The sequence below is a fragment of the Vibrio sp. V08_P9A1T1 genome (assembly GCF_963874405.1).
GTDB lineage: Bacteria > Pseudomonadota > Gammaproteobacteria > Enterobacterales > Vibrionaceae > Vibrio > Vibrio anguillarum.
In genome coordinates, this window is sequence record NZ_CAWNIB010000056.1 from 1 (window position 1) to 8,225 (window position 8,225).

Below are 8,225 nucleotides of genomic sequence, written 5' to 3' on the forward strand. Positions count from 1 at the left end.
AGAGTCACTTTGAAGAGACTGAAACGGTTTCGAATAAAAATCACTAGCAACGTCACGCCTCTTGCGGTCAACACTGACCCAAGAGGCATTTTTATTGGACAAAGTCACTGTAGTGCAACAGCGTGAGGCGAAAACTAGTTTACAACCTCAATATCGGTTTCAGGAATACAACAACACGCTAAAGCGAAACCAAGATGACGTTCATGCTCAGGCAGTGCTGGCACGTCAGGTTGATGCACTTTGCCCGACTGCACAGTCACCTTGCACGCACCACAGAACCCTGCTCGGCAACTGTTGGCAATCGCAATGCCAGCGGCTTCGGCTTGATCTAATAAGGTCGTTTGGTTATTACCCTCAAATACATGGCCATTGACGCTCAGTTGTAACGTTTTCAGCTCAGCTGCGACGGTGTGCACCACACCAAATGCTTCTTGGTGGTAAGATTCTTCCGCAAGCCCTTTTTTCAACAATAAGCTTTTTGCTTTCTGCATAAAACCATCAGGCCCACACACAAACACTTGGCGAGCAGTCACATGTTGGATTTGCTTAAGGTGAGATAAAGAGAGCCGGCCTTTCAGGCCAAACCAATCTACTGAAGCTTGAGTCAGAGAAATGAAGACTTTCAACCCCGGATGTCGCTGCTTAAGCGCTTCAAGTTCAACACGGCAAGGAATATCCTCAACGCTGCGGCATTGATGATAAAAGACCACATCTTGAATTTGTTGATTATCGGCAAGATAGCGCAACATCGATAACATAGGCGTCACGCCACTTCCAGCCGACAACAGTAACAACGGTTGTTGGTGCTGAGTCGACAGATGAAACGAGCCATCCGGTGATTGCGTGGTCAATGTACTTCCTACCCGCAAGTGATCAAGCAACCAGTTAGAAACTCTACCGCCATCAATACGTTTGACTGAAATCGCTAACCGACCCGGGCGCGATGGGCTAGATGACAAAGTGTAGCGGCGCGCCACGTTCTCGCCATCGATCACAACTTCGATTGGTAGGTGCTGCCCAGGTTGATAATTTGGCATTTCACCCTTTTTCGGCTCTAGCCAGAACGTGACAAAATCACGCGCAATCGCTTCACGCTCAACACAGGTCATCACATGGTGACTCATGCCCAAATCTCGATAAAACTCTTTCTCTTTGTACTCAAGCACCTCAACGCTGTCGCCAACTCGAATCATCCCCTCATTTTTTGCGACTAAATTTTGCCCAAAAAACACCCCACCTCTTTCGTTGGCACGAAATTGTGACAAGGTTCTTAGCGGCTCCTTGGTTGGACGAAAAGCCCCTTTATTCACATCAACAGTAGTGAGAATACAGCGTTCGCAAGGTTTTACCGCTTCAAATTCTACCTCACCAATTCGGATCCGCTTCCAGCTGTCTTCAGCGAAAGGCTCATCGGTTCGTACCACTAGATTGGTACGAAATTGATCCATGCTGTGCACTTCAGGGCTGCGGCGATTGAGTTCATCAAGTGAAGCTTGGCTGATGACCAGCACTGGATAGCCATCAGCAAAACTGACATTGTGACCCACTTTTTCACGCATTCGGTTTGATTGCTCTCCGGTAAACAGCAACTCAACACGCTGGCCTAACACTTGGCTAAACCAATCATCCGCTTCATCGGTTGTGGTGTAAGCGGTAAAGTTATCGTCCCACACTTGCGCTGGAGAAGGTTGCATTTTGAAATCTGCATAACGCAGTTTTAACGGAGATTGGTTCACCGCCGTGAAGATCAAACCATCCGCAACCAGTATTGAATTCACCTTAACCATATTTGGATACTTACGTGCAGTGACCATTGAACCATCAGCTAACGCGATCATAAAGCGCCGATCAAAAGCCAGCCCCTGTTTTTCAACCCAAGCGGTGGACTGCGCGATACCACCTATCGATTTGACTGGGTAAACGTTAATTTGTGAAAGTTGAGCTGACGACATGGCCTATCCTTATGCTTTTTTGAAGGTATTTTTATAACGCGATGATAATGGAAATCGCCAAAGCTGGCTAACCCTATGGAAAATAAAAGGATGAAATTCACCCCTGTTTCCTCTATCATCCTGTCGCTTAAACGTAAGCGATTGCGCGCACATTAAAAGCGAAGCCCGTTTAAGCTCCAATCAATTTATTTTCCGGTGGGAGCAACCAATGAAAACATTAACAATTACTCGTCCAGACGACTGGCATGTTCACTTACGTGATGGTGATGTGTTGGCCGATACAGTACGAGACATCAGTCGCTACAACGGCCGCGCACTGATCATGCCCAATACGGTCCCGCCGATCACCACCACAGAATTAGCATTAGCGTACCAACAGCGCATCATGGCGCAAAAACCACGTGATTCTTTCAAGCCACTCATGGCGCTTTATCTCACCGATAACACGACACCTGATGAGATCCGCAAAGCCAAAGCTTCTGGCGCTGTCGTGGCAGCCAAACTTTATCCGGCTGGGGCGACCACCAATTCAGATTCTGGCGTAACCTGCGCTCAAAATATTTACCCTGTATTGGAAGCGATGCAAGACGTTGGCATGCTGCTGCTGATTCATGGCGAAGTAACCGCTCACGATGTGGATATTTTTGACCGAGAAAAAGCCTTCCTCGATACAGTGCTTGCTCCTATTGTTAATGATTTCCCAAATCTGAAAATAGTGTTAGAACACATCACCACCGCCGATGCTGCCGAGTTTGTAAAAAATGCGAACCAGAATGTAGCGGCAACGATCACGGCGCATCATCTACTTTATAACCGCAATCACATGCTTGCTGGTGGTATTCGCCCTCATTTTTACTGTTTGCCAATCCTTAAGCGCAACACCCACCAGCTTGCGCTGATTCAGGCAGCGACATCGGGCAATAAGAAATTTTTCTTGGGTACTGATTCTGCGCCTCATGCCAAAGGCAAAAAAGAAGCCGCTTGCGGCTGCGCTGGATCGTACACAGCGCACGCAGCCTTAGAGTTATACGCTGAGGTGTTTGAGCAAGTTGGTAAAATTGGCAACCTTGAAGCGTTTGCCAGTCACAATGGCCCTGATTTTTACGGCCTACCCCGTAATAACGACACCGTTACTTTGGTCAAAGAAGAGTGGCCAGTTGCTGAAAGTATGCCATTTGGCTCAGATATTGTGGTGCCGATCCGCGCCGGTGAAACGGTCGCGTGGGCAGTAAAATAGCTCATTAATGCATCAAAAAGGGAAGCCGCGGCTTCCCTCTCTTTATCATTATCATTTTTGCACCACACAGCGCTTATCTCAGCTTAGGCTGACGCTCTAACAGCACCATCACTTCGCTATGATCGGTATGTGGAAACATATCAAACCATTGCAGTTTTTTAGGTAAGTAGCCCACCATACCTTGCATATCAGTGATTAGCGTTTGCGGGTTACAGCTTGAGTAAATGATGTGTTTGGGTGATAAAGCCACCAATCGCTCAACCAATTCAGACCCTAAACCACGACGCGGAGGGTTGACTAGCACCAGCTCAGGCGCGGTTGATTGAGCTTGTGAGAATTGGGCAGAATCCAGCGCAGCAAAGTCTAAATTGGTAATGCCCATCGTCTTGGCAGAGCGTTTAGCACTGGCGATCGCTTCTGGTTCAATTTCAATTCCTGTGACTGCCGTAGTTGGACTGGCACAATGTAGGGCAAAACCGCCCACGCCACAAAACAGATCCCACATATGACTTGGGTTTATCTCTCTCACCCAATCACGCGCCGCCGCGTACAACTGCTTCGCTACATGCGGGTTGGTTTGGAAAAAACTTTTCGGGCGGATAACCATAGGCACCTGATTAAACTGCTCAATCAAATACTCACACTCGGTTAAAAAAATCTCTTCTTCACCTTCTAGGCGCGCCATGTGGATGGGTTGAAGGTTAACTGAGACGACGCGAATGGTTGGAAACTGCGCCTGAAGCCGCGCGAGGTTTTGCTCAACTCGGCCTAAAGCTTCGCGGCTTCTCAGTACGAAACGCAGCATAAACTCACCTGAATATTCGCTGCGTGTGAGCAATATGTATTTGAGTTCGCCTTTCTTCTTGGCTTTATTATAGGGAGGAATACCCGAGCTACGGATCCAATCTTGTAGATAAGTTAATAGCGCTTGTGTCTCTTGTGGGTAGAGAGCACATTGCACTAACGACACGGGCGTTGATTGCCCATCAACCATGGATTCAACACCCAAGATCGGTGCATGAGCCGCGCCAAGAGCCACCATTTTCGCTTTGTTACGAAAACCCGTCTCTTCACTTATGACAGGTTCTAGCCACTGCTGTGGCATCTGCGTTGAAAACAGCGCTTTTAGTGCCAAATCTTTGCGCTTCACCTGCTCTGAATAAGAAACCGCGCAATGAGTACAAGAACGGCACCGCTGTTGATCAAAAAACGCACACTGCATAATGGGAACTGCCAAAAACGAAAAGCGCTAGTCTATTCGTCTGCGGGCAAATCACCATTCAATATGGTTATCTTCACCATAAAAAAAATTAATGGGACGATTTCAATTTACTCACCATCTCCCACAGTGCAACCACAGCCAGCCCGGCGAGTAAACCAACGAAACCATTAAGCAAGGTTGGCATCACTACTGCTAATAAAGAGAGTTCAGCAACGGCTGCAATCACAGGTTCAAGCACGTGGTGAATAAAAGGGACGTTGTGCACCACAATGCCACCGCCCACTAAAAACATCGCGGCGGTACCCACTACAGTTAATGCTTTCATGAGCTTAGGTGCGAAACTGATCAACCCTTTACCAAAGCGAGCACGCAGCCCTGCGCCATCTGAAGTGCGCTCTAGGTAGAAACCTAAATCGTCCAATTTCACAATGCCTGCCACCAAACCATAAACGCCGATGGTCATGACCACTGCAATCAAACTCACCACCAAAATTTGTGTCACCATGCTATGGCCTTGCACTGTCCCCAACGCAATCACGATGATCTCGGCCGATAAAATAAAATCGGTCCGAATCGCCCCAGCGACTTTACGTTTTTCATAGTCATCAATCGATACGTCAGTGAGCATACGCTCATCCGCGTCAGCGGTGCTGTGATGGCTGGTATGAAACACTTTTTCTAAGATTTTTTCTGCCCCTTCAAAGCAGAGAAAAAGTCCACCGACTAACAAGAGCGGCATTATCAGCCAAGGGGCTAATGAGCTCATCAGCAAGGCAGCGGGAACCAAAATTAATTTGTTGCGAAATGAGCCTTTAGCCACTGCCCATACCACTGGGATCTCTCGTTCAGCGGCAACACCAGACACCTGCTGAGCATTGAGCGCCAAATCATCCCCCAATACGCCTGCCGTTTTTTTCGCGGCCATTTTTGACATCAACGCCACATCATCGAGCACGGTTGCAATATCATCAAGAAGGGTAAGTAAGCTCGCGCCTGCCATGCAAATTCTCTCTTATTCATTTTCATTATTCAAAGCGTGACAAAATGTAACACCAAGCGCTGATGAAGGGAAACACAGCGATAAGAATCCCACCAACAGTGCTGACGCTTCAAGTAGCAAAGCAGTAAAGAACACTAGCTCAGTGACTGAGTATATTCGGCTGGCAATTGAGCCAGAGCGCTCTGTAACGCGGCGAAGCAGTCAGGATCAATGGCAGTATGTAGATTCTCTTGCATGATCAAAAGTGCTTTATCAATTGGCATCGCGGAGCGATAAGGGCGTTCCGCGCTGAGAGCATCAAAAATATCGGCCGTCGTGATGATTCGAGTCATCACGCTGATCTCATCACCGTTTACACCACGCGGATAGCCAGTACCATCGAGTTTCTCATGATGTGCCCCTGCCATACGTGCCAACGTCTTAAAGGGCGATAATTTCCGCAAGATTTGTTCAGTAAACGCGGCATGCGCCTGAACGGCTTTCCACTCCATATCGTCTAACTTACCGGGTTTATCTAAAATGGCATTACTGACCCCTAACTTACCAATGTCGTGCAGTAATGCCGCGCGTCTCAACCAAGATCGATCAGTTTCCGAAATGGCTAATTGTCGTGCGATTAAATCAGTATACACAGCCACTCGTTCACTGTGCCCTGCGGTATAGGGGCTTTTTGCATCAACAATCTTGCCAAATGCCGTGACGATACAGTCTAAATACGCTTCATCCAAAGGCTGATGCGCTTGTGCCGGTGGTAAATGCATCACTCGTTGGCTGATATCAGAGGCTTTGAGGCTAGCCACAAAGTGCGGGTTATCCACCAACTGCTCAATAATCTCAACCAGTTGTGGGTCAAACCATACACCACTACGCTCTGTAACCTCGCGTATTGCTTCGTCCAAATCATGTTCCATTTGAAAAACATCAAATACTTGAGCTAATAACGCAATCCGCGAGAAAAGGGGGATGGCTTCACCTTTTAGCTGTTGAGGACGCCCTTGACCATTCCAATGTTCATCCAGTGAGTGGATCCCCTGCGCGACGACTTCGCTAAATCGCAACTCTCGCGCCACATCAGCCCCACGAGTACAACGAGTTTGAATAAGCTCTTGTGCATAATCATTACCATTTTTCAAAATGTCGATGGTAGTTAAAATACGTTCTGCCCAGCTCTGCTCTGAACCGGTATTTTTGACGATAAAGTTAATCACACTCGATAGACTGGTTCCGACGGTTTTATAACGCCGTTTGAAAGCGAGATCATCAGTGGCATACAACTCGCAAATTCGCGCAGCGTTGCTACTGCAGCCCGCATCTTTCAATAGCAAGGTAAAAAACAGATCATGCAGCTCAGCCTGATCGAGCTCTAATTGCATGCCAATATGCATACCAACCCAGCAACAACGAATGCAGTGCTCCGGTGGTTGGCCTTCCGTCATGTCTAAGGCGGTCGTTAGCGAAATCATTAGTTCAGAAAGGGGGAAACTATTCTCCAATCGTGTTCTCACTCAATTGCATTGGTCTGGTTGCAGTTTAGATGTGACCGTTCGGTTTAGCCAATGATTTACCTCAGTTATCAGGCCAGAGTTGGACTATTTCCTTGCTCTAACAAACCTGCATTGCCCCAAAAACAGGTTGAGGTAATGAACCCTGTTAACGGGCTGTGGTAAATCCAGCTTGGTATTTTTGATTGCTCTTGACACTAACACCTCTTACTCTGTGGGCAACTAGTCAGAAAGGAACCCTCATGTACTCTGTTTATACTTATCCTATCGGTACGCCAGGCACACCTTGGCAAGCAGCAGAACGCGAAGCGTGGCTCGCACAAACGACGATTAAACGAGAATATCAGCAAGAAGTCGTGCCGAAAATTAACGCTTTGGCAACGGATTTTGAGATAGAGCAATACGGTGCACTATCAATAGACAAAGATCGCTACCCATTATTTGCCTTAAAAAGTCGCTCATGGAACCCTGACAAACCAACGGTGTTGATCACAGGTGGCGTACACGGTTACGAAACCAGCGGAGTACACGGCGCGTTGCAGTTTTTAGCGACTCAAGCACAGCAGTATCAATCTCATTTCAACATTGCCGTTGCCCCGTGCGTAAGCCCTTGGGGCTATGAAACGATCAATCGTTGGAACCCATCAGCGCTTGACCCTAATCGCTCATTTTACGCCAATAGCCCAGCCGAAGAGTCTGCAAGCTTAATGCGCTGGGTCGCAAGCTTAGGTGACGTGCTGGTGCATATTGATTTGCATGAAACTACAGACAGTGATGAAAGCGAGTTTCGCCCTGCACTAGCAGCGCGCGATGGGATTAAATATGAAGCCGATACGATTCCCGATGGGTTTTATACTGTCGGCGATACGGAAAATCCGCAGCCAGAATTCCAAGCAGCCATTATTGAATCGGTACGCAAAGTCACGCACATTGCACCAGCCGACAGTAAAGGCGAGATCATCGGCTCTCCGATCACTCAAGAGGGAGTAATTAATTACTCAATGAAAGCGTTAGGGTTATGCGGTGGCATCACAAATTGCTACTTCGGCACCACCACCGAAGTATACCCAGATAGCCCAAAAGTCACAGCGCAAGAGTGTAATGACGCACAAGTCGCCGCCATTGTTGGCGCTTTGGACTACGTGTGCCGCTAAAACGATAAAACACCCAACCCCCTATGTCATGGATTCATGAGTGATAACGAAAAAAACAGGCCGCATAAATACGGCCTGTTTTTATCAACTCTTAACTTGGTGAATCACATTATTAAAGAATTGTAATTTATCAGCAAGTTCACGGTCTACATTCATTA

The 8,225-nt window shown here is 47.5% G+C and carries 6 protein-coding genes; 2 read left to right on the forward strand and 4 right to left on the reverse strand.

All coding sequences use genetic code 11. The features are described 5' to 3' along the window. Nucleotides 1-134: 134 nt before the first annotated feature. Nucleotides 135-1,952, reverse strand: coding sequence for a hybrid-cluster NAD(P)-dependent oxidoreductase (locus tag AACT21_RS03235; RefSeq protein WP_094164246.1), 1,818 nt, complete (start codon nucleotides 1,950-1,952; stop codon nucleotides 135-137). Nucleotides 1,953-2,160: 208 nt separating this feature from the next. Here AACT21_RS03235 and pyrC point away from each other — a divergent pair, with 208 nt between their 5' ends. Beyond that, nucleotides 2,161-3,189, forward strand: coding sequence for a dihydroorotase (gene pyrC, locus AACT21_RS03240; protein WP_094164247.1), 1,029 nt, complete (start codon nucleotides 2,161-2,163; stop codon nucleotides 3,187-3,189). Nucleotides 3,190-3,262: 73 nt separating this feature from the next. Here pyrC and rlmC read toward each other — a convergent pair whose 3' ends face one another. From rlmC to AACT21_RS03255, 3 genes are all read right to left on the reverse strand, one after another. Next, nucleotides 3,263-4,411 carry a 23S rRNA (uracil(747)-C(5))-methyltransferase RlmC gene (gene rlmC, locus AACT21_RS03245; protein ID WP_176430216.1) on the reverse strand — a complete coding sequence of 383 codons (1,149 nt, stop codon included), beginning with the start codon at nucleotides 4,409-4,411 and terminating at the stop codon, nucleotides 3,263-3,265. 88 nt (nucleotides 4,412-4,499) lie between these two features. Next, a complete protein-coding gene (locus tag AACT21_RS03250; RefSeq protein ID WP_094164249.1) occupies nucleotides 4,500-5,411 on the reverse strand; it encodes a DUF808 domain-containing protein in 912 nt (303 codons plus the stop codon). 134 nt (nucleotides 5,412-5,545) lie between these two features. Further along, nucleotides 5,546-6,874 (reverse strand): HD-GYP domain-containing protein, encoded by a 1,329-nt coding sequence (locus AACT21_RS03255; RefSeq protein WP_094130114.1) that lies wholly within the window; start codon nucleotides 6,872-6,874, stop codon nucleotides 5,546-5,548. Nucleotides 6,875-7,155: 281 nt separating this feature from the next. Here AACT21_RS03255 and AACT21_RS03260 point away from each other — a divergent pair, with 281 nt between their 5' ends. After that, nucleotides 7,156-8,067, forward strand: a complete 912-nt coding sequence (locus AACT21_RS03260; RefSeq protein WP_176430217.1) for a M14 family metallopeptidase — start codon at nucleotides 7,156-7,158, stop codon at nucleotides 8,065-8,067. Nucleotides 8,068-8,225 lie beyond the last annotated feature (158 nt).

Bases quoted from the DNA above. Each gene is read 5' to 3' on its own strand.
- AACT21_RS03235 (WP_094164246.1), bottom strand. From the start codon at position 1,952: ATGTCGTCAGCTCAACTTTCACAAATTAACGTTTACCCAGTCAAATCG.
- pyrC (WP_094164247.1), top strand. From the start codon at position 2,161: ATGAAAACATTAACAATTACTCGTCCAGACGACTGGCATGTTCACTTA.
- rlmC (WP_176430216.1), bottom strand. From the start codon at position 4,411: ATGCAGTGTGCGTTTTTTGATCAACAGCGGTGCCGTTCTTGTACTCAT.
- AACT21_RS03250 (WP_094164249.1), bottom strand. From the start codon at position 5,411: ATGGCAGGCGCGAGCTTACTTACCCTTCTTGATGATATTGCAACCGTG.
- AACT21_RS03255 (WP_094130114.1), bottom strand. From the start codon at position 6,874: ATGATTTCGCTAACGACCGCCTTAGACATGACGGAAGGCCAACCACCG.
- AACT21_RS03260 (WP_176430217.1), top strand. From the start codon at position 7,156: ATGTACTCTGTTTATACTTATCCTATCGGTACGCCAGGCACACCTTGG.